Raw genomic sequence first — 20,254 nt, 5'->3', positions numbered from 1 at the left:
CCGCTGCCGGGCGGCCCGGGATGAATGCGTGGCGAGTGCGCTACGCGACGCGCGGCGGCGACGCGTGACAGCCGAGCTCCCGGCCGATGCGAATCGCCGCCGCGACGTTGCGCGCCGCGAAGCGCACGTTCGTTGCCGCGTCGCGCAGCGCCTCGTCGATCGTACACGCGCGCCGGACGGACGCGAAGACCGCGTCGAAGCCGTGCGCGTACAGCGCGTCGGCCTGTTTCGTCACCGCGCCGCCGATCGCGACGACGGGCACCCCGCATTCGGCCGCGATCCGCGCAACGCCGATGGGAGCCTTGCCGCGCAGCGTCTGGCCGTCGATGCAGCCTTCGCCCGTCACGACGAGGCTCGCGCCGCGAATCGCGTCGCGCAGCCGCAGCGCGTCGGTGACGATCTCGACGCCCGGGCGCAGCGTCGCGTTCAGGAACGCGGACATCGCCGCACCGAGGCCGCCCGCCGCGCCGCCGCCCGGCAGCCGCGCGACGTCCGGGCCCACGTCGCGCGCGACGATCGCCGCGAAATGCGCGAGATGCCGGTCGAGATCCGCGACCATTTCCGGCGTCGCGCCCTTCTGCGGGCCGAACACCGCCGACGCGCCGTTCGGCCCGACGAGCGGATTGTCGACGTCGCACGCGACTTCGAACGTGCAATCGGCAAGCCGGCCGTCGAGGCCCGCCGCGTCGATGCGCGCGAGCCGCGCGAGCGATGCGCCGCCCGGGCCGAGCGGCCGGCCGCCGGCGTCCGCGAGGTGCACGCCGAGCGCCTGCAGCATGCCCGCGCCGCCGTCGTTCGTCGCGCTGCCGCCGAGGCCGACGATGAAGCGCCGCGCGCCCGCGTCGAGCGCCGCGCGGATCAGCTCGCCCGTGCCCCGGCTCGACGTGACGCGCGGATCGCGCGATTCGGGCGACACGAGATGCAGGCCGCTCGCCTCGGCCATCTCGATCACGGCGGTGCCGTCGGGCAGGACCCCGAACGCGGCGTGCGTCGGCCGGCCGAGCGGATCGGCGACGCTCGCGCTGCGGCGCTCGCCGCCCGCGGCCGCGACGAGCGCGTCGACCGTGCCTTCGCCGCCGTCGGCGATCGGCAGGCACCGGTAATCGGCGTCGGCGAACACCTCGCGGAATCCGGCCTCGATCTGCCGCGCCGTTTCGACCGCGGTCAGGCTTTCCTTGAACGAATCGGGAGCAATCACGATCTTCATCAGCGAACCTCTTCGGTGACGCGCGCGGCTCGCGCGCTCAGCATGCAAAGACGAAACGCGCGGCGTGGCCCGCGTCAGCGGCCGGCGCGCCGCGCGTGCGTGCGCATCACGAGCACGATGCCGACGACCATCGTGCTCGACAGGATGTAGAGCGCGAGATCGGTGCGCTGCGTCGCGTCCTTGATCCAGCCGACGATGTAGGGGCTCACGAAGCCGGCAACCTGCCCGAGCGAGTTGATCAGCGCGACGCCGCCCGCCGCGGCCGTACCCGTCAGCACGAGCGTCGGCAGCGGCCAGAACATCGCGAGCGCGGTGAGCGCGCCGGCCGTCGCGAGCACGAGGCCGATCATCGCGGGCACGATCGCGTTGCCCGATTGCGCGGCCATCAGCAGCCCCGCGACGCCGACCGCCATCGGCACGCTCAGATGCCAGCGGCGCTCCTGCCGCGCATCGGCCGATTTGCCGACGGCGATCATCGCGACGCACGCGAACAGGTACGGGATCGCGCTCAGCCAGCCGATCGCGCCGCTACCGCCGACGCCGAGCGAGCGGATGATCGACGGCAGCCAGAAGTTGATCGCGTACACGCCCATCTGGATGCTGAAATAGACGACGCCGAATTTCCACACGGAGGCGTTCAGCAGGATGTCGCGCAACGTGTGCGGCCGGCCGGACGATGCGAGGGCGGCGTCGGCGGCCGTCGTCGCGATCGCGCGGGTGAGCGCGGCCTTCTCGTCGCCCGACAGCCAGCGCGCGTCGTCGATCCGGTCCTCGAGAAACACGAACACCGCGGCGCCGAGCACGATCGTCGGCGCGCCCTGCAACAGGAACAGCCACTGCCAGCCGGCGAGCCCGCCTTGGCCCGCCGAGAAGTGATCGAGCATCCAGCCCGACAGCGGGCCGCCAATCACGCCGGAGATCGGGATCGCCGACATGAAGAGCGCGATCGCGCGGCCGCGGTGCTCGGCGCTGAACCATTGCGTCAGATACAGCACCATGCCCGGGAAGAACCCGGCTTCCGCGATGCCGGTGAAGAAGCGCAGCGTATAGAACGACGCCGGCGTCTTCACGAGCAGCAGCGCCGACGACAGCGCGCCCCACACGATCATGATGATCGCGATCCACGCGCGCGCGCCGACGCGCCGCAACACCAGATTGCTCGGCACGCCCGCGAGCACGTAGCCGACGAAGAAGATGCCAGCGCCGAGACCGTAGACGGTCTCGCTCATGTTCAGGTCGCCCAGCATCTGCAGCTTCGCGAAGCCGACGTTCACGCGGTCGAGGTAGTTGAACAGGTAGCAGACGAAGATCAACGGGATCAGCCGCAACGTGACCTTGCGATAGCCGTCGTTCAGCGGTTCCGATGCGGGCCGTGCCGCAGCGGACGAGAGAGGGTTCATGCGCGTCTCCGGATCGTTTGTATCGTGTGATGCGTATGGTAGGCACGTCGCCCCAGGGATTCATCGGGCGAATGCATGGCTGCGAAGCATGCCTGACGTTATATATTAGGCAAACGCCCAATCCGGCGAACGTTCCCGAGCGGCCGAACCACGGCGACCGCGCTCGTCGACCGAATCGGCGGCCGCACGCCGCACGCGCGCGCCCCGGCGCTACAATCCCGCAGCGGCATGTCGACAGATAGAGCAGATAGAGAACCCGTTTTGACGGAATTCGAAGAGGGCTTCATTCTCACCCGCCACTGGCGGGACACGGCGCAGGGCACCGAGGTCGAGTTCTGGCTGGCGACCGCGCGCGGTGCGCGCCGGGTCCGCCTGCGCGCGCAGGAATCGGTCGCGTTCATCCCTGCCGAGCAGCAGGAGCAGGCCGAGCGCGCGCTTCAGGGCGTTCAGGGCGCCCCGGACGCCGTGCTGCGCCCGCTTGCGCTGCGCGATTTCCGCCGACGCCCGGTCGTCGGACTCTATTGCCGCCGATACCGCCGCCTCGCCGCGCTGAAGAAGCGCCTGAGCCAGGCGGGCGTCGACGTCTACGAAGCCGACGTCCTGCCGCCGGAGCGCTACATGATGGAGCGCTTCATCACCGCGCCCGTCCGGTTTCGCGGCGCGCCCGACGGCGACGGCAATGGCGATGACAATGGCGCGCTGCGCGACGGCGAACTGAAACCCGGCGGCGACTATCGTCCGGCGCTGCGCTGCGTGTCGCTCGACATCGAGACGAGCGCGCAGGGCGAGCTCTATTCGATCGCGCTCGAGGGATGCGGCGAGCGGCAGGTCTTCATGCTCGGGCCGGCGAACGGCGACGCGCGCGACGTCGATTTCCGGCTCGACTACTGCGACAGCCGGCCGGCGCTGATCGAGCGGCTGAACGACTGGCTCGCGCGGCACGATCCGGACGCGATCATCGGCTGGAACCTCGTGCAGTTCGACTTGCGCGTACTGCAGGCGCACGCCGTGCAGTACCGCGTGCCGTTGCGGCTCGGCCGCGGCGGCGGCGTGCTCGACTGGCGCGCGCACGGCCAGCAGCCCGACCATTTCTTCGCGGCGGCGGCCGGGCGGCTCGTGATCGACGGCATCGACGCGCTGAAATCCGCGACGTGGACCTTTCCGTCGTTCAGCCTCGAATACGTCGCGCAGGCGCTGCTCGGCGAAGGCAAGGCGATCGACAATCCGTACCAGCGCATGGACGAAATCCAGCGCCGTTTCGATTGCGACAAGCCCGCGCTCGCGCGCTACAACCTGAAGGACTGCGAGCTCGTCACGCGCATTTTCGAGAAGGCGGACCTGCTGCCGTTCATGCTCGAGCGCGCGGCCGTCACCGGGCTGCCGGCCGACCGCATCGGCGGCTCGGTCGCCGCGTTCACGCATCTGTACATGCCGAGGATGCACCGGCTCGGCTACGTCGCGCCGAACCTCGGCGACGTGACCGGCGACACGAGTCCCGGCGGCTTCGTGATGGATTCGCGGCCCGGCCTCTACGATTCGGTGCTCGTGCTCGATTACAAGAGCCTGTATCCGTCGATCATCCGCAGCTTCCTGATCGATCCCGTCGGGCTCATCGAAGGCGCCGCCCATCCCGAAGACGCCGAATCGGTGCCCGGCTTTCTCGGCGCGCGCTTCTCGCGCAGCCGCCATTGCCTGCCGGACATCGTGCGCCGCGTCTGGGAAGGCCGCGAGCTCGCGAAGCGCCAGCGCAATCAGCCGCTGTCGCAGGCGCTGAAGATCATCATGAACGCGTTCTACGGCGTGCTCGGCTCGTCCGGATGCCGGTTCTTCGATCCGCGGCTCGCGTCGTCGATCACGATGCGCGGCCACGAGATCATGCACAAGACGCGCGAGCTGATCGAGGCGCAAGGCTACGACGTGATCTACGGCGACACCGATTCGACGTTCGTCTGGCTCAAGCGCGCGCACGCCGGCGACGAAGCGGACCGCATCGGCCGCGCGCTCGTCGGGCACGTCAACGGCTGGTGGCGCGCGCACCTGGCGGAGCGCTTCGGGCTCGACAGCGCGCTCGAGCTCCAGTACGAGCGGCACTACCATCGCTTCCTGATGCCGACCGTGCGCGGCGCGGAGGAAGGCAGCAAGAAACGCTACGCGGGCCTCGTCATCGCGGCGGATGGCGGCGAGGACGTCGTGTTCAAGGGCCTCGAAACCGTGCGGACCGACTGGACGCCGCTCGCGCAGCAGTTCCAGCGGGAGCTGTACCGGCTCGTCTTCAAGCGCGAGCCGTATCGCGCTTTCATCCGCGAATACGTGCGCCGCACGCTCGCCGGCGAATTCGACGGGCAACTCGTCTACCGCAAGCGGCTGCGCCGGCCGCTTCGCGATTACGAGCGCAACGTGCCGCCGCACGTGCGCGCCGCGCGCGTCGCCGACGCGTTCAACCGCGAACAGGGGCGCCCGCTCCAGTACCAGCGCGGCGGATGGATCAGCTACGTGATGACGACGGCCGGCCCCGAGCCGCTCGAGACGCTTCGCATGCCGATCGATTACGCGTTCTACGTGAGCCGGCAGCTTCAGCCCGTCGCCGACGCGATTCTTCCGTTCGTGCGCGACGATTTCGAGTCGGTGATCTCCGGGCAGGGGCAGTTGTTCTAGGGTCTGTCTATTTACATACGGATCGCACACATCGGGCCGCGCGCGAATCCGTGCCCCGGAATCACGAGAACGAGGCAAGCACACAATGAGCGAAACGACGGCCGACGCGGCGGACCTCGATGCCGTCGCGCATCCCATACCGACCGGCTGATGCCGCTGGCTGTTCGCGACGAATCACAAGGACATCGGCACGCTGTATCTGCTGTTCTCGGTCATCAATCTGATGATCGGCGGCGTGATGGCGCTGATGATTCGCGCGGATGAACAACTCCAGCTTCTGGCTGCTGCCGGTGTCGAGCGCGCTGCTGATCGGCTCGTTCTTCGTGCCGGGCGGCGCGCCGGCCGCCGGCTGGACGATGTACGCGCCGCTCTCGACGCAGATGGGCCCCGCATGGACCTGTCGATCTTCGCGATTCACATCGCCGGCGCGTCGTCGATCATGGATCAGATCGCGACGATCGGCGCATTCGCGTTCGGACTGATGCAGGCGTACTTCCTGTTCCGGGTCGCGCTGCCGACGTACATGGGCAAGACGCGGCGGTATGCGCGTGCGAACGCGAATCGCCAGGTGTGGATGCTGCGGCGGAATTGCGCGTTGTCGCCGCGCCAGTCGTTGCTGTCGATGGGCGTGCTGGCCGCGCTCATGCCGGCGATCGCGACGCCGTTCGCGATCGGCGAAGCCGTCGCCATCGGCGGGTGCTTCTTGATGTATGCGCGGCACGCCGTCGATTACGACTGCGTCGTGCTGACCGGGCGGCGCCTCGAAGTGATTCGATGCGACGGCGCGAAGCTCCGGCGATACGACTGGATTCCGCGCTGGGCGACGGTGGCGTTCGAGAGCGGACGCAATCCCGGGATACGGATACGGCATGGCGGCGATGCGGCGTCCATCGGGCGGCATGTCACGCTGGCGCAACGGCGGTATGTCGTCACGGAGGCGAATCGGGCGCTCACAGCGGATGCGCGGCGCCCGCCTGTTGCAGCAGCGACACGGCGGCGGCATCGGGCATGCCGTTGGCGTCGATCGCGCCCGCGTTCGCGAGCGCGCCGAGGTCGCCGTCGACACCCGGCTGTCCGACAAAAAACGGCGTCGTCAAAAACGCCGGCGTCGCGAACGTGACCGCATAGCGCTGCTGGAGGTTCGCGACGACGGCCGTTTGCGCGGCCAGCACATCGGTCTGATTCTCCAGCGTCTGCTGGAAGCGCGAATTGTTCGGCAGATCGCCGACCAAGCGGGCCGCGCTCGTGCCAAGCTGCGCAGCGAGGTAGACGAGCATCAGCTCGGTCTCGGGCGTCGTATTGAACGTGCCGCCGGCGTATGCCAGCGAATGCAGGCTCGCGCCGCCGGAGGTCACGGTGATGACACAGGGGAGTGTGGCGTCGAACGTGACGCCATAGTGGCCGCCGCCGTCGGACAGCGTCGCGGCCGAGCCCTGTGCGCAGTCGACGTTGACCGTCGCGCTGGCGAGCGCCCGGCCGGTGGCGGCGGTGCCGGACAGCGTGACGGTCTGCACGCCGCCATCGTTGAAGCAACCGTCGAAACCGAAGCATGCCTCGCCGCCGCACCCATGAAGCGACGCCAGCGAAGCGATGCAAAGTGCGCCCAGCGCCGGGCGAATGAAGTGTGCGTTGTGAATATTCATGTCCGCTTCGGTCGCTAGCAGGAGGAAAAATCGGCTGGTTTCGCACCAAGGTGCAGACGCTACAGCCCATTCTAGGCTCCGGATCGAGAAAACGCTCGCCGCACCGCCCCCAAGTCGTGATCGTAGTCTGCTCTCGCGCCAACGCGACGGATTTGCATTCCGTCGACAAGATTCCCGGACCGCCGCTTGCCGACGTTGAAGAAACGCCCGTCCCATCGCCCGGTCCGGGTTCGCTTGTTGCAAGATCGACGGATACGTCACGCGTCGCGGCGGCGAGCCGGGCAACGCCCCGTGTAATCGCGCCCTTTTTCGACTACAGTAAAACCGCTGGCCTCGACGACGGCCACGACGCAACCATGCCTTTGCCAAGCCCACGGAGCCATGATGACCCCTCCACAAGCCTATGCCGCCGACGCGCCCACGCGCGCGGAAGTCGATGCGCTCGCCGGCGCGACCGTCATCGAATTCGGCGCCAACTGGTGCGGCATCTGCGCGGGCGCCCAGTCCGCAATTCGCGACGCGTTTTCCGCGCACGCCGAGGTTCGACACCTGAAAATCGAAGACGGCCCCGGCCGGCCGCTCGGCCGCTCGTTCGGGATCAAGCTCTGGCCGACGCTGGTGTTCCTGCGCGACGGAGCCGAAGTGGCGCGCGTCGTCCGCCCGACCGATGCCGAGCAGATCGAATCCATCGGCTTCGCCGCGCTGGTATGAACCCGCTGGTATGAACCCTCTACGCCCATCGCCATGCAACAGTCGATTCAACACATCACCGTCGAGGCGCGCGGATGCGGTCTCGTCGAGTTCACGCCGCAAGTGCGCGCGTTCGTCGAATTGCAGTCGATCAGCACGGGCCTGCTCACCGTGTTCTGCCGGCACACGTCCGCTTCGCTGCTGATCCAGGAGAACGCGGACCCATCGGTGCAGCGCGACCTCGAGCGATATTTCGCGGCCCTCGCGCCCGAGGACGATACGCGCTACGAGCACGACACCGAAGGCGCCGACGACATGCCGGCGCATCTGCGCACGGCGCTCACGCAGGTGCAGCTATCGATTCCCGTCGAGCATGGGCGCATGGTGCTCGGCGCGTGGCAGGGCATCTATCTGTTCGAGCATCGGCGCGCGCCGCATCGGCGTGATGTGGTGCTGCATCTGATCGGCGAGTGAACGTGCGGCGTGTCCGTTGCGCACGGTGTCGCACGCGGTTGTCATGCCGCGAGCGCTGACGATGCGCGGCCGGATACGGCACGGGGCGAACGCGGATCGGGACGTCGCGTCGCGATATCGCAATAGCGCATTGACCGTCGCCCCCGCGCGATGCGGCACGTGTTGGCCGACGCCGGACTGGCGATCGCCCGGGGCGGTGAACGATGCGCCGCCGATCCATACCGAATCGGCGTCTCGTCCGCGAATCGACGGACGCGCACTCCCCCGGCGCGCCGGGCAGACGCAATCGACAGACAGCGCGTCTGCCCGAGCCGCCGCGGTGTCCACTCAGAACCGGTCGCCCATCCCCATCGCCGGATCGCTGACGGAATGCTCGCCGGTTTCCACCCGGCCGGCAAAGCGGCGCGCGTAGCCGGCGTCGGCGTCGCAGGTCACGACGAAGTCGTACCAGTTGCCGCTGTCGTCCAGCTTCCAGTGGTGCTTGCGCCCGGCGCCACCCTTGACCTTGAAGGTCCACGGGCCATCGTTGCGGTACGCCTTCGCGCGCACGGTAAACACGCACTCGCGCGCCCCTTCGTTGCGCAACAGCAATTGCACGTTGCCGTGCTTCCTGTCGTACTCCACCCGCACTTCGGGCGCGGGAGCGCCGCCCGCGCGCAAGCGGTTCAGGTCGCCGGTGAAGTGGCGGTGAAAGCCGTTGGGCCCGAGCACCCACAGGTCGTACTTGCCCGCGTTGTCGGTCATGGCGGCCCACACGTCATCGAGCTGCCTGCCGGCCTCGACCGTGTAGCGGCGCGGCAGGCGGCCCAGATTCAGCTTGTCGTAGACGTGGAACACGGCCGCGGCCTGCCCCGTGTTGGCGAATACGAGGCGCAGCGTGCCGTCGAGCGTCCCGGCGACGGCATTGACGTGCAGCTCGTACGGCAATGCGCGCGAAGGCCGCGTGCCCGCCGCCTGGCGCGGCAACTGGCCGTTCGCGGGCGGCACGATCTGCGGCATCTGCTGCTGCGCGGCGCGCAGCGCATCGGCCTGGGCCTGGGTCTTGCGGCCGGCGAGCGTGGGCAGCGGCTCGTCGTTCGGTTGCACGAAGTTGAAGGCGCTCGTCAGATCGCCGCATACCGCGCGGCGGAACGCGGAGATGTTGGGCTCGCGCACGCCGAAGCGCGCCTCGATGAAGCGCAGGGTCGACGTGTGGTCGAATACCTGCGAGTTGACCCAGCCGCCGCGGCTCCACGGCGAGATCACGTACATCGGCACGCGCACGCCGGGGCCATACACGCGAGCGTCGGGCTGCGGCTGGCTCTTGGTGCCCGGCGGCTTCGGGTGGGTGAAGCGCTCGAACGCGATGTCGGCGTCGGACAGCGTGGTCTTGCCGGCCGGCGTGCCGTCCGGGTTCAGCGACGGCGCCGACGGCGAAGGCACGTGGTCGAAGTAGCCGTCGTTCTCGTCGAAGTTCACGAGCAGCACGGTCTTGCTCCAGACGTCGGGCATCGCGGTGAGCGCATCGAGCGTCTCCTGGATGTACCACGCGCCCTGCACCGGGCTCGACGGGCCGGGGTGCTCGGAATACGCGGCCGGCGCCACCACCCACGACACCTGCGGCAGCTTGCCGTTGCGGACGTCTTCCTTGAAAGCGCCGAGAAAACCGCCGTCGGGCATCGTGTTGGCGATGCCCTTGTACAGCGGGTTGCGCACGTCGTCGCTCGCCGGATCATACGCGGGCGAAACCACCTTGTCGCTGTTGCTCACCGGCTTGCCCGACGCCTCGTTCGCGCGCCGGTATTGCTTGAAGCCGGCGAGCGAGTTGTCGGTGAAGTTGTCGGGCATGTTCTGGTAGACCTTCCAGCTCACGCCGGCTTCCTGCAGGCGCTCGGGATAGGTCTTCCACTCGTAGCCGAGCGTGGAAGGACCGATGTCGTCCCATTCGTTCACCACCGAGGCCACGCCCGCGCCGGTCGGGCCGTTGGTGCCGGTCCACATGAACAGGCGGTTGGAGTTGGTGCCCGCGTGCATCGAGCAGTGGTAGGCGTCGCAGATCGTGAACGCATTCGCGAGCGCGAACTGGAACGGCAGCTCGCTCTCCCGGAAGTAACCCATCGATGCCGTGTTCTTGTAGCGCGGCCACTGGTACATGCGCCCGCCGTCCCACGCATTCTGGCCGTCGTCCCACGAGTGCGGCGTGCCGCTCACGCGCTGCGCATTGCCCTTGCTGCCGTCCAGGTGGTACGGCAATACCGGCGCGCCCGCCGCGTTGCGCTGCTGCCAGACCGTCGGCGCGTTGGGCAGCGGAATGCCGAAGCGGTCGCCGAAGCCGCGCACGCCGCGCAGCGTGCCGAAGTAGTTGTCGAACGAGCGGTTTTCCTGCATCAGGATGACGATGTGCTCGACATCCCGAATGGTGCCGGTCCGGTTGTTGGCGGGAATGGCGAGCGCGCGGCGAATGCTGGGCGGGAACGCGGCCAGCGTGGCGGCCGCGATGCCGGTGGATGCGGCGCCTTGCAGAAATCTGCGGCGAGAGTTCATGTTCCGGAGTCCTTGTTCTGAATTGACCGAGCGATGAACCGGCGATGCACGCGCGCGCCGGACGCGCATGCGACGCGCGCCGGTGACGCCGGACATCGAGCCCCTCCTCGGCATGGGAATTCCCAAGCGGACTGTAAGGTTCGAGCGTGACGTCAGCGTGATGCGGAGATGACGATGGCGGGTATCGGAATTCGGGCCGTCGCGCGCGTCGTCGCGGAAAACCCTGCCGACCGGATGATTGATCTGCCTCAGTGCGCCAGAACGACCAACAATGAAACTGGCTGAAAAACGTCTGGCGAAGCTCCCATGAGAGTCTTTCCTCTTGATCCGCGCGGCGCGTCGCGCGCCGCGGGAGGCGGTCATGGCTAGCCGCGCCGCCATTGCGATCCTGTGCCTGCTGGTCTGGCTGCCGGGCCACGCGGCGACGGTCGCGATTACTGTCGTCGATGCCGCGAGCGGTCGCCCGCTTGCGGGCGCGACCGCCTACGCATCGGGCACGGCCCGAATCACCGCGGCGGACGGCAAGCTCGCCGTGCCGGCCGCGGCCGGCGGAGCCGCCACGGCGATGAGCGTGACAGCGCCCGGCTACGCACGCGCGGAAACCACATTGCGCGACGGGGACGCGGCGCGCATCGTGCGCATGATGCCGCTGCGTCCCAAGGCGGTTTATCTGTCCGCGTTCGGCGTTGCGAACCGGGCGCTGCGCGACGCCGTCCTCGCGCTGCCCGGCAAGACCGCGATCAATGCGCTCGTGATCGACGTGAAAGGAGATGACGGAGCGACGCCGTATCGCAGCGCGGCGCGCGAATCGATCGGCGCGGCAGCCGTTCGGCGCGACGCAGCGCCGCGCGCGATCGATCTATCTGCGCTGGTGCGCGCGCTGCACGCGCGCGGCCTTTATCTGATCGCACGGATCGTCGTGTTCAAGGACGATCCGCTCGCGGCCGCGCACCCGGATTGGGCGGTGCGCGATGCCGCCGGCGCGGTCTGGCGCGATCGGGAGCGCCAGCGCTGGATCGATCCGACCGTGCGCGGAGCCTGGGAGCACCACTACGATCTCGCGGAAGAAGCGGCCCGCATGGGCTTCGACGAAATCCAGTTCGACTACTTGCGCTTCCCGGACGCGAACGGCCTGCGGTTCGGCGAGCCCAACACCGAATCGAACCGCGTCGCGGCGATCACCGGCTTTCTGATGGGTGCGCGGGCGCGACTGCGGCCGTACAACGTCTATCTGTCGGTCGACATCTTCGGCTATGTCTGCTGGAATTCAAACGATACGCGCATCGGCCAGCGGCTCGAGACGCTCGGGCGCACGGTCGACTACATTTCGCCGATGCTGTATCCGTCCGGCTTCGCGTGGGGCGTGCCGGGCGTCAGGAAGCCGACCGAGCGGCCCGGCGAGATCGTCCGCCGCTCGCTGGCGAAAGCCATGCGCCGCACCGGGCTTGCCGGCGTGCGCTTCCGGCCGTGGCTACAGGCTTTTCGCGACTACGCGTTCGATCGCCGCACATTCGGCGCCGACGAGATTCGCGTGCAAATCGACGCCGCCGAAGCGGCGGGCACGGACGGATGGATGGTATGGAATCCGCACAATCGCTACGATTCCGCTGCGTTGCCGCATTGAGCGGCGCGCTGATGCTGGCGTCGCCGGTGTCGGCGCCGCCGGGCGCGCATGCCGACGCGGGCCGCCACCCCGCGCCGCAATCGGCGGCCGTCGCGATCGGCGCCGCGATCGACGCGGAGATCGCCGACGGCCACATTACGGGCGCGGTCGTCGTGACGGGCGACGCCGGCGGCGTGCGCGAGCGCGTGGCTCGCGGCTGGCGCATGACGGGGCCGGCCGCCGAAGCGATGACGGCCGACACCGTGTTCGATCTCGCCTCGCTGACGAAAGTCGTCGCGACCGCCACGGCGGTCATGCAGCTTGCGGAGCAAGGCCGGCTCGCGCTGGATGCGCCGGCCGCACGCTACTGGCCCGCTTTCGCCGCGCAGGGCAAGGCCGGCGTGACGGTCCGGCAGTTGCTCGCGCACACGTCCGGCTTGCCCGCCGGCGTGACGTCGACGCGGGCGCTGCGCAGCCGGGCGGCGGTGCTCGCCGATGTCGCGCGAATGTCGCCCGTGGCGCCGCCGGGAACGCGCGTGATCTACAGCGACGTCAACTACGTGGCGCTTGGCGAGATCGTCGAGCGCGTGACCGGTCGGCCGCTCGATGCATGGTGCGCGAAGCATGTCTTCGCGCCGCTTCGCATGGCGACCGCGACGTTCCGGCCCCGCGCCGCGGCGATCTCGCGCGTCGCGCCGACCGCCGTTCGCGACGGCCGCCTGCTCAGGGGCCGCGTGCACGACCCGATCGCCGCGGCAATGACGGGCGTCGCCGGCAATGCCGGCCTGTTCGCCAGCGCCGACGATCTCGCACGCTTCGCACGGATGCTGCTGAACGGCGGCGCGATCGGCGCGGCGCGCGTGCTGAGCCGCGCGAGCGTGGCCGCGCTCGAGACGCCGGCCACGCTCGACGCCGAAGGCGATGCGCGCACGGCCGGCTGGGAACTGCAGCCGCCGCTCGCCGCGAATCGCTATCGGCTGCCGCCGGTCGGTCTGCTGCGGCACCTCGGCTATACGGGCACCGGTCTCTGGATCGATCTCGTCACGCATCGCTTCGTGATCGTCCTGACGAGCCGCCTCTATCCGGACGAACGCGGCAACGCGGCGCCGCTGCGCGAACAGGTGCTCGGCATCGTCGCGAGCCGCTCGCCACCCGTATCCGCCGAACGGATCGCCGAGGAAGCGCCCGCGATGGCGGAGGCGCTCGCGCGGGCGGCGCGAGCGCCGGCCTCGGCCGGGCCCGTGCTGGCCGGCATCGACGTGCTCGAGTCGAACGGCTTTGCAGCCGTGGCCGGCAAGCGAATCGGACTCGTGACGAACCGCAGCGGATTCGACCGGCTCGGCCGGCGCACGATCGATCTGCTCGCGCACGCGCCCGGCGCCCGGCTCGTCGCGATCTTCGCGCCCGAGCACGGGCTCGGGACCGACGTCGACTCGCCGTTCGGCGATGCGACCGACGCGGATACGCACGTCGTCGTCCACAGCCTGTATGGCAACCGGCGACGAATCGCGCCCGCGATGTTGTCGAACGTCGACGTGCTCGTGTTCGACATCCAGGACGCCGGCGTGCGCTTCTTCACGTATCTCGCGACGCTGGGTTACGTGCTCGAGGCGGCGGCGGCCGCGCACGTTCCCGTGGTCGTGCTCGACCGGCCGGACCCGCTTGGCGCCGACGTCGCCGGGGGGCCGGTGTCGGACGCCGACACCGGATCGTTCACGAACTATTACCCGTTGCCGCTCGCGCCCGGGATGACGATCGGCGAGCTCGCGAAGCTGTTCGACGATCGGCTTCGCATCGGCGCCGATCTCGTCGTGGTGCCGATGGAAAATTACCGGCGCACGATGCGCTACGGCGATACCGGGCTCGGCTGGGTGCCGCCGTCGCCGAATCTGCGCGATGCCGCTGCGCTGTCTCTGTATCCGGACGTCGGCATCGTCGAAGGTGCGGACATCAGCGTCGGACGGGGCACCGCGACGCCGTTCCGCGTGGTCGGCGCGCCGTGGATCGATGGCCGCGCGCTCGCTGACGACCTCGGCGCGATGCATTTGAACGCGACGTTCGCGCCGGCCCGGTTCGTGCCGACGGAAGGGCCGTACCGCGGCGCGCTCTGCGAAGGCGTGCGGATCGAGCGGCTGCCGGGAACGGTGCGGCCCGGCAGCGTGGGGCTTGCGCTCGCGCTCGCACTGCATCGGCGCTATCCGGACCGGTTCCGGATCGATGCGATCCGTGCGTCGGTCGGCTCGCGCAAGGTGGCCGACATGTTGGCCGACGGGCGTCCGCTCGACGAGATCGAGCAGGTCGTCGACGCGCAGAACGCGGCGTTCGCGCATGAGCGGGCCGCGTATCTGCTGTATTGACGCGCGCGTTCACGGCGGAGGGCCGCGCGGCGGCGCGTGCGTGCGGAGCCGATTCGCCGCCCCATTTTGAGCGTTGACCTTCGTCAAGAATCGCAACCGGTGCCGGCCGAGAATGAACGCTCCATTGACGAGAAGGAGGTGCGACATGAGCGAAACCACCAAGCTGCCGGTCAAGAAGCCGCGGGAAAGCACAGAGCGTTCGTTGACCGCGCCGTTCTGGCACCCGATCGAGACGCTGCGGCGCGAGATCGATCGCCTGCTCGACGATTTCGATCACGGCGTGCGCGTGTCGTCGATGCGACGGGCGATCTTCGACATCGAGCCGTTCTGGCGCCGCGAACGAGAGTGGGCGGCCGAGCCCGCCGTCGACTTCGTCGAAACCGACACGTCCTACGAAATCACCGCGGAATTACCGGGGCTGAGCGAGAAGGATATCGAGGTCAAGCTCTCGAACGGCGGCCTGTCGATTCACGGCGAAAAACACGAAGAGAAAGAAGAAAAGCGCAAGGGCTATTACGTTCACGAGCGTCGCTTCGGCGCTTTCGAGCGGTACTTCCGAGTGCCGGACGGCGTCGACCGCGACAGGATCGACGCGTCGTTCGACAAGGGCGTGCTGAAGGTCACGCTGCCGAAGACGCCCGAAGCGTCCAAGGCCGAGAAAAAGATCGAGATCAAGGCCGGCTGACGCTCCGCGGCTGCCCGGCGGCCACCGCACGCGCCGCGGCGCGGCCGTGAACATTGGCGCGCGTCGGCGACCCCGACATCGTTCGAGGTCGCTCGACGATATTTTGGGATGCAGACCGTGACTCCCGGTCGATGCAAAATGCTTCGCCGCGGGCGGCCCGCGACGCCGCGCAACGCGCAGCGCGCAGCGCCTGCGGCCGGGCGGCGGCGGCTCAGAACACAACCTGCAGCACGACGTCGAATGCGAGCACGAGCGCCGAGCAGATGATGCCGAACGTCAGGTTCGAGAGCCGGTGCTCGACGTCCGGATGCCGGCCGACCCACGCGGTGATGAAGAACAGCCCGTCGAGCACGACTTGCAGCGCGAACACGATCAGCATCAGCGTGAATTCGTAGCCCGCCTGGGACAGTTCGTTGAAATGCCAGCCGTGCCGGCTGACCCAGTATCCGACGCGGTACGCTTCGTAGCCCGCGAGAAGCAGCGGGAACAGATAGGAGACGAAGTAAGTCGGCACCGTTGCATGCCGGAGTTCGGGAAAGAAGTGATGTCCGGTCCGCACAATAGCCTCCGATCCGTGCATGCGCGCATCGCGCCGATGCCGCTCACGATTTCAGCGTATGCATTCGAACACGCCGGCGATTGATGTGCGTCAATCCGCCGTCACGGCCGGGCATGCGCGGCGCGCATCGGGCCGGTTTGCCGCGCGGCCCGCCGGCCGATCCGCGTTCGTTCGGGCTGCTGCGCAACGATTCAGTCCAGCATCTCGTCCGCGTGCATGTAGGCGAGACCGAGCGCGCGCGCGACCGCTTCGTGCGTGACTCGGCCGTCGCAGACGTTCAGCCCCGAGCGCAGATACGGATCGTCGGCGAGCGCGCGCTTCCAGCCCTTGTTCGCGAGCGCGATCGCATGGCGGATCGTCGCATTGCCGAGCGCGAACGTCGACGTGCGCGCGACCGCGCCGGGCATGTTCGCGACGCAGTAGTGAACCACGCCGTCGACGACGTAGGTCGGCTGCGCGTGCGTCGTAGGATGCGACGTCTCGAAGCAGCCGCCCTGATCGATCGCGACGTCGACGACGACCGCGCCGGCGCGCATCTTCGACACCATCTCGCGCGTGACGAGCCGCGGCGCGGACGCGCCCGGTACGAGCACCGCGCCGATCACCACGTCCGCGTTGCGCACCGCGTCGTCGATCGCATGCGCGTTCGAATGGAGCGTCGCGATCCGGTTGCCGAAGATCAGGTCGAGCTGGCGCAGGCGATCGACGCTGGTGTCGAGCACGGTCACGCGCGCGCCGAGGCCGACCGCCATCTGCAGCGCGCAGGTGCCGACGACGCCCGCGCCGAGCACGACGACGTGCGCGGCCGGCACGCCGGGCACGCCCGCCATCAGGAGGCCCATTCCGCCACCGGGACTTTCGAGATGCGCTGCGGCAACCTGAATCGACATGCGGCCGGCCACCTCGCTCATCGGCGCGAGCAGCGGCAGGCCGCCGCCGGGAGCGGTGACGGTTTCGTAGGCGATGCAGACCGCGCGCGACTTGACGAGCGCCGCCGCCTGCTCGGGATCGGGCGCGAGATGCAGGTACGTGAACAGGATCTGCCCGCGCCGCAGCATCGCGCATTCGGCCGGCTGCGGCTCCTTGACCTTGATGATCATGTCGGCGCGCGCGTACACGTCGGCCGGGTCGTCGGCGAGCGTCGCGCCGGCCGCCGCGTAATCCTCGTCCCGCAGGCCGATCGCCGCGCCCGCGCTGCGCTGCACCAGCACCTGATGGCCGTGCAGTGCAAGTTCGCGCGCACCCGCCGGCGTCAGGCCGACGCGATATTCGTAGACCTTGATCTCCTTCGGCACGCCAATCAGCATGATTTGTCTCCTCGGGTTTTGGTGCAGAGTCTACTCGCATGCTCGCCGCTCCACCCAACCGGGCGGCCGCGATGCGCTTGCTCCCTCCCCCTGCCGGCGTCCGAAGCGTGACGCACGTGATCGGCTACGCGCGGAAGCGTTGCTCCTCGACCTGCTGCAGCTTGCTGACTTCCGCAATTCCGCCGAACAGCGCCGCAAGATACTCGACGATGTCGTCGAGCGTGACGATTCCGGTCAGCCGGCCTGCGTCGTCGACGACCGGCAGCCTGCGAATGCCTGAACGACGCATCTCCTCGAGTGCGACGGCAATTTCGTCGGTCTCCGATACGACGATCAGACCCCGCGACATGATCTGGCCGGCAGTCACATGGCCCGGATCTTCGCCGCGCGCCATCACTTCGATGACGAGATCCCGGTCGGTGACAAGGCCGATCGGCACGGCGTCGCCATCGCGGTATTCGATCACGACGATATCACCGACATGAACGTGGCGCATGCGCTCTGCCAATTCGAGCGCGCTGCAATCGACCGTGCAGAATTCGACGGGCTGGGTGCTGATTCTTCCGATATGCATGGTTGTCTCTCCTGTGCCAATGGCCGCGCACGGCGAAGCGCGTCGCGCGACGTATCGTGCGATCAGGTTAGGAGCCGCCACTCGGCGGGGATTGACGTACGTCAACGCATCGCGCGCGGCGAACGCGGGCGCAATCGACGCGACGCGCTGCGAGCCGAATGCCGCTGCCTCGGCCCGCGTCGGCGCTTCCGCGCGGACTTGATGTCCGTCAAATCATCCTCGCGGCTTTGTTCCTAGATTCGAAACGTCAGGCGCTGTGCGGCACGTCGGGCGCGCCGCGGCTCGCCCGCCTGGCCGCGCGCAGCCCACTCGGCGAGCGTTCCGCCCCGACGCATGTGTCGGCCCGCGGCGCGCCATCCGGAGCAAGCAATGACGACCCCCGCCCGCCCTCGCCGCCCGGCGACCGGCGACGCATCCGCGCAACGCTTCCTCAATCCGTACCGGCACGGCTTCGTCCGGATCGCCATCGCCATACCGCCCGTGCGCGTCGCGGACCCGGCCTTCAATGCGGCGCGCACGATCGACGCGATGCGCGACGCGGCGCGCGAACGCGCACTGGTCGTCGTCTGTCCGGAACTCGGCCTGTCCGCCTATACCTGCGACGACCTCTTCCAGCAGCAGGCGCTGCTCGACGCCGGCCTTGCGGCGCTGGACGACGTGGTCGCCGCGTCGAACGATCTCGCGGCGGTCGCCATCGTCGGCGTGCCGCTGCGAATCGGCGCCACGCTCTACAACTGCGCGGCGGTCGTCCATCGGGGGCGAATCTGCGGAATCGTGCCGAAGACCTATCTCGCGAACTACCGCGAGTTCTACGAGGCGCGGCAATTCGCGTCGGGGGACGCGCTCGCGCAGGAAACCGTCGATCTGCCGATGCAAGCCGGGATTCCATGCGGAAGCCGCCTGCTGTTCCAGGCCCGCGCGCAGCCGCTGCTGACGTTCCATGTCGAGATCTGCGAGGATTTGTGGGTGCCGATTCCGCCGTCGTCGTATGCCGCCCTCGCCGGCGCAACGGTGCTGTTCAACCTGTCCGCCTCGAACGCCACTGTCGCGAAAGCGCAATACCGGCGCGCCCTCGTCGGCAACCAGTCGGCCCGTTGCCTGGCCGCGTACGCATACAGTTGCGCGGGCGCGGGCGAATCGACGACCGATCTCGCATGGGACGGCCACGGCATGCTGTTCGAGAACGGCGTGCTGCTTGCGCAGGCGCGCCGCTTCGCGCCGACGCCGCAGCTCCTGTTCGCCGATGTCGACGTCGAGCGTCTCGCCAGCGAACGGATGCGGCAGACGAGCTTCGCGCACGCCGCGCTGCGGCACCAGAGCGCGTGCGCGGCATTCCGGACGATTCCGATCGACGTCGCCGTCGATTCCGATGGCGTGTTGCCGCTCGCGAGGGTATGCGAGCGATTTCCCTATGTCCCGTCCGATCCGGCCCTGCGCCACGAACGCTGCGAGGAAATCAGCGCGATTCAGGTGCAGGGGCTCGTGACGCGGATGAAGGCGGCCGGCGTCGAGCGTCTGGTGATCGGCGTATCGGGCGGGCTCGATTCGACTCTTGCGCTGCTCACGTGCGTGCGCGCGGCGGATGCGCTTCGTCTGCCGCGGGATCACGTGCTCGCGTGCACGCTGCCGGGCTTCGCGACGAGCGCGCGCACGGCGGGGCAGGCCGCCCGCCTGATCGCCGCGCTCGGCTGCCGGCACATCGGCATCGACATCCGGCCCGCCTGCACGCGGATGCTCCGCGATCTCGACCACCCGTTCTCGCGCGGCGAGGCGTGCTACGACGTGACCTTCGAAAACGTGCAGGCCGGCATGCGCACCGATTACCTGTTCCGCCTCGCGAACCGGCATGGGGCGCTCGTCGTCGGCACGGGCGATCTGAGCGAGCTCGCGCTCGGCTGGTGCACGTATGGCGTCGGCGACCAGATGTCCCATTACGCCGTCAACGCGAGCATTCCGAAAACGCTCGTTCGCTACCTCGTGCGCTGGGCGGCCGAGCAGGGCCCGTTTGCGGGCGCAGCAAGCCCGGTGCTGCACGACGTGCTCACGACGGCGATCAGCCCCGAACTGATTCCGGGCGACGCCCATGCCGAACCGGCGCAGCAATCGGAAACCGCCGTCGGTCCGTTCGAGTTGCAGGACTTCAATCTCTATTACCTGCTGCGGCTGGGCTATCGGCCGTCGAAAGTCGCGTATCTCGCCTGGCATGCATGGCATGACGCAACGCACGGCCGCTGGCCCGACGTGCCGGACGGCCAGCGGCATGCCTATTCGATCGGCGAGATCAAGCACTGGCTCGAAATCTTCGTCACGCGCTTCTTCGAGGACATGCAGTTCAAGCGCAGTTGCCTGCCGAACGGCCCGAAGGTCGGCTCCGGCGGTTCGCTGTCGCCGCGCGGCGACTACCGCGCGCCGAGCGACGCGAGTGCGCGCGCCTGGCTCGCCGACCTCGCGACGGTGCCGGAGACCATCGATGACGACCGCTCCGCCCCCGCGTCGCGCTGAAGCGGACGCCGCCGCCTCCGCCATGACCGCGCCGGCGTGTCTTGCCCGTCGCCGCCGCGGCGACGGCTCCTGAAT

The 20,254-nt window shown here is 68.9% G+C and carries 14 protein-coding genes and 2 pseudogenes; 9 read left to right on the top strand and 7 right to left on the bottom strand.

Going from position 1 to position 20,254, the window contains the following annotated elements; genetic code table 11:
• Positions 1-40: 40 nt before the first annotated feature.
• Positions 41-1,207, bottom strand: coding sequence for a glycerate kinase family protein (locus WS92_RS03655; RefSeq protein ID WP_015602548.1), 1,167 nt, complete (start codon positions 1,205-1,207; stop codon positions 41-43).
• 74 nt (positions 1,208-1,281) lie between these two features.
• A complete protein-coding gene (locus WS92_RS03650) occupies positions 1,282-2,607 on the bottom strand; it encodes an MFS transporter (RefSeq protein WP_015603968.1) in 1,326 nt (441 codons plus the stop codon).
• A gap of 261 nt (positions 2,608-2,868) precedes the next feature.
• Here WS92_RS03650 and WS92_RS03645 point away from each other — a divergent pair, with 261 nt between their 5' ends.
• The 3 genes and pseudogenes from WS92_RS03645 to WS92_RS36310 form a co-directional block, all read left to right on the top strand.
• The gene (locus WS92_RS03645) at positions 2,869-5,262 is read left to right on the top strand and encodes a DNA polymerase II (protein ID WP_059933559.1); all 2,394 of its coding nucleotides are present in this window, start codon (positions 2,869-2,871) and stop codon (positions 5,260-5,262) included.
• 154 nt (positions 5,263-5,416) lie between these two features.
• Positions 5,417-5,704, top strand: a pseudogene (locus tag WS92_RS30900) (cbb3-type cytochrome c oxidase subunit I); the annotation flags it as partial.
• Between the two features lie 117 nt (positions 5,705-5,821).
• Positions 5,822-6,226 (top strand): annotated as a pseudogene (locus WS92_RS36310) (DUF2244 domain-containing protein); the annotation flags it as partial.
• Here WS92_RS36310 and WS92_RS03630 read toward each other — a convergent pair.
• Positions 6,213-6,905: a hypothetical protein gene (locus WS92_RS03630; RefSeq protein ID WP_006028450.1), complete on the bottom strand. Its 693-nt coding sequence runs from the start codon at positions 6,903-6,905 to the stop codon at positions 6,213-6,215. The pseudogene WS92_RS36310 and the gene WS92_RS03630 sit on opposite strands and share 14 nt — an antisense overlap.
• Before the next feature lie 384 nt (positions 6,906-7,289).
• On the opposite strand from WS92_RS03630, the gene WS92_RS03625 reads away from it, so the two are divergent.
• Positions 7,290-7,616, top strand: a complete 327-nt coding sequence (locus tag WS92_RS03625) for a thioredoxin family protein (RefSeq protein WP_059933667.1) — start codon at positions 7,290-7,292, stop codon at positions 7,614-7,616.
• Between the two features lie 33 nt (positions 7,617-7,649).
• Positions 7,650-8,069 carry a secondary thiamine-phosphate synthase enzyme YjbQ gene (locus WS92_RS03620; RefSeq protein WP_006028448.1) on the top strand — a complete coding sequence of 140 codons (420 nt, stop codon included), beginning with the start codon at positions 7,650-7,652 and terminating at the stop codon, positions 8,067-8,069.
• Between the two features lie 327 nt (positions 8,070-8,396).
• On the opposite strand, the gene WS92_RS03615 is transcribed toward WS92_RS03620, so the two are convergent.
• Positions 8,397-10,592 carry a phosphocholine-specific phospholipase C gene (locus WS92_RS03615; RefSeq protein WP_006028447.1) on the bottom strand — a complete coding sequence of 732 codons (2,196 nt, stop codon included), beginning with the start codon at positions 10,590-10,592 and terminating at the stop codon, positions 8,397-8,399.
• Between the two features lie 361 nt (positions 10,593-10,953).
• Between WS92_RS03615 and WS92_RS03610 the strand changes: the two genes are divergently transcribed.
• From WS92_RS03610 to WS92_RS03600, 3 genes are all read left to right on the top strand, one after another.
• The gene (locus WS92_RS03610; protein WP_015602578.1) at positions 10,954-12,216 is read left to right on the top strand and encodes a putative glycoside hydrolase; all 1,263 of its coding nucleotides are present in this window, start codon (positions 10,954-10,956) and stop codon (positions 12,214-12,216) included.
• Positions 12,171-14,552 carry an exo-beta-N-acetylmuramidase NamZ domain-containing protein gene (locus WS92_RS03605; protein ID WP_059933568.1) on the top strand — a complete coding sequence of 794 codons (2,382 nt, stop codon included), beginning with the start codon at positions 12,171-12,173 and terminating at the stop codon, positions 14,550-14,552. The genes WS92_RS03610 and WS92_RS03605 overlap by 46 nt, the downstream gene beginning before the upstream one ends.
• Positions 14,553-14,697: 145 nt before the next feature.
• Positions 14,698-15,237 carry an Hsp20/alpha crystallin family protein gene (locus WS92_RS03600; protein WP_015603372.1) on the top strand — a complete coding sequence of 180 codons (540 nt, stop codon included), beginning with the start codon at positions 14,698-14,700 and terminating at the stop codon, positions 15,235-15,237.
• A 211-nt stretch (positions 15,238-15,448) separates the two neighbouring features.
• Here the strand turns inward: WS92_RS03600 and WS92_RS03595 are convergent, their stop codons facing one another.
• From WS92_RS03595 to WS92_RS03585, 3 genes are all read right to left on the bottom strand, one after another.
• Positions 15,449-15,796 carry a hypothetical protein gene (locus tag WS92_RS03595; protein ID WP_015602628.1) on the bottom strand — a complete coding sequence of 116 codons (348 nt, stop codon included), beginning with the start codon at positions 15,794-15,796 and terminating at the stop codon, positions 15,449-15,451.
• A gap of 191 nt (positions 15,797-15,987) precedes the next feature.
• Entirely contained in the window at positions 15,988-17,103 is a 1,116-nt protein-coding gene (ald, locus tag WS92_RS03590; protein ID WP_006028441.1) for an alanine dehydrogenase, read from the bottom strand.
• 124 nt (positions 17,104-17,227) lie between these two features.
• A complete protein-coding gene (locus WS92_RS03585; RefSeq protein ID WP_006028440.1) occupies positions 17,228-17,677 on the bottom strand; it encodes a CBS domain-containing protein in 450 nt (149 codons plus the stop codon).
• Between the two features lie 369 nt (positions 17,678-18,046).
• On the opposite strand from WS92_RS03585, the gene WS92_RS03580 reads away from it, so the two are divergent.
• Entirely contained in the window at positions 18,047-20,179 is a 2,133-nt protein-coding gene (locus WS92_RS03580; RefSeq protein WP_059933571.1) for an NAD(+) synthase, read from the top strand.
• The last annotated feature ends 75 nt before the right edge of the window (positions 20,180-20,254 follow it).

Source organism: Burkholderia sp. MSMB1588 (assembly GCF_001546925.1).
Lineage (GTDB): Bacteria > Pseudomonadota > Gammaproteobacteria > Burkholderiales > Burkholderiaceae > Burkholderia > Burkholderia humptydooensis.
Note: the sequence above shows the minus strand (reverse complement) of the source record. Positions and strands in the feature narration are given on the sequence as shown.

Excerpts from the sequence above, each read along its gene's own strand:
- WS92_RS03650 (WP_015603968.1), bottom strand. The coding sequence starts at position 2,607 with ATGAACCCTCTCTCGTCCGCTGCGGCACGGCCCGCATCGGAACCGCTG.
- WS92_RS03605 (WP_059933568.1), top strand. The coding sequence starts at position 12,171 with ATGGAATCCGCACAATCGCTACGATTCCGCTGCGTTGCCGCATTGAGC.
- WS92_RS03615 (WP_006028447.1), bottom strand. The coding sequence starts at position 10,592 with ATGAACTCTCGCCGCAGATTTCTGCAAGGCGCCGCATCCACCGGCATC.
- WS92_RS03600 (WP_015603372.1), top strand. The coding sequence starts at position 14,698 with ATGAGCGAAACCACCAAGCTGCCGGTCAAGAAGCCGCGGGAAAGCACA.
- WS92_RS03630 (WP_006028450.1), bottom strand. The coding sequence starts at position 6,905 with ATGAATATTCACAACGCACACTTCATTCGCCCGGCGCTGGGCGCACTT.
- WS92_RS03625 (WP_059933667.1), top strand. The coding sequence starts at position 7,290 with ATGACCCCTCCACAAGCCTATGCCGCCGACGCGCCCACGCGCGCGGAA.
- WS92_RS03620 (WP_006028448.1), top strand. The coding sequence starts at position 7,650 with ATGCAACAGTCGATTCAACACATCACCGTCGAGGCGCGCGGATGCGGT.
- WS92_RS03585 (WP_006028440.1), bottom strand. The coding sequence starts at position 17,677 with ATGCATATCGGAAGAATCAGCACCCAGCCCGTCGAATTCTGCACGGTC.
- WS92_RS03610 (WP_015602578.1), top strand. The coding sequence starts at position 10,954 with ATGGCTAGCCGCGCCGCCATTGCGATCCTGTGCCTGCTGGTCTGGCTG.
- WS92_RS03655 (WP_015602548.1), bottom strand. The coding sequence starts at position 1,207 with ATGAAGATCGTGATTGCTCCCGATTCGTTCAAGGAAAGCCTGACCGCG.
- ald (WP_006028441.1), bottom strand. The coding sequence starts at position 17,103 with ATGCTGATTGGCGTGCCGAAGGAGATCAAGGTCTACGAATATCGCGTC.
- WS92_RS03580 (WP_059933571.1), top strand. The coding sequence starts at position 18,047 with ATGACGACCCCCGCCCGCCCTCGCCGCCCGGCGACCGGCGACGCATCC.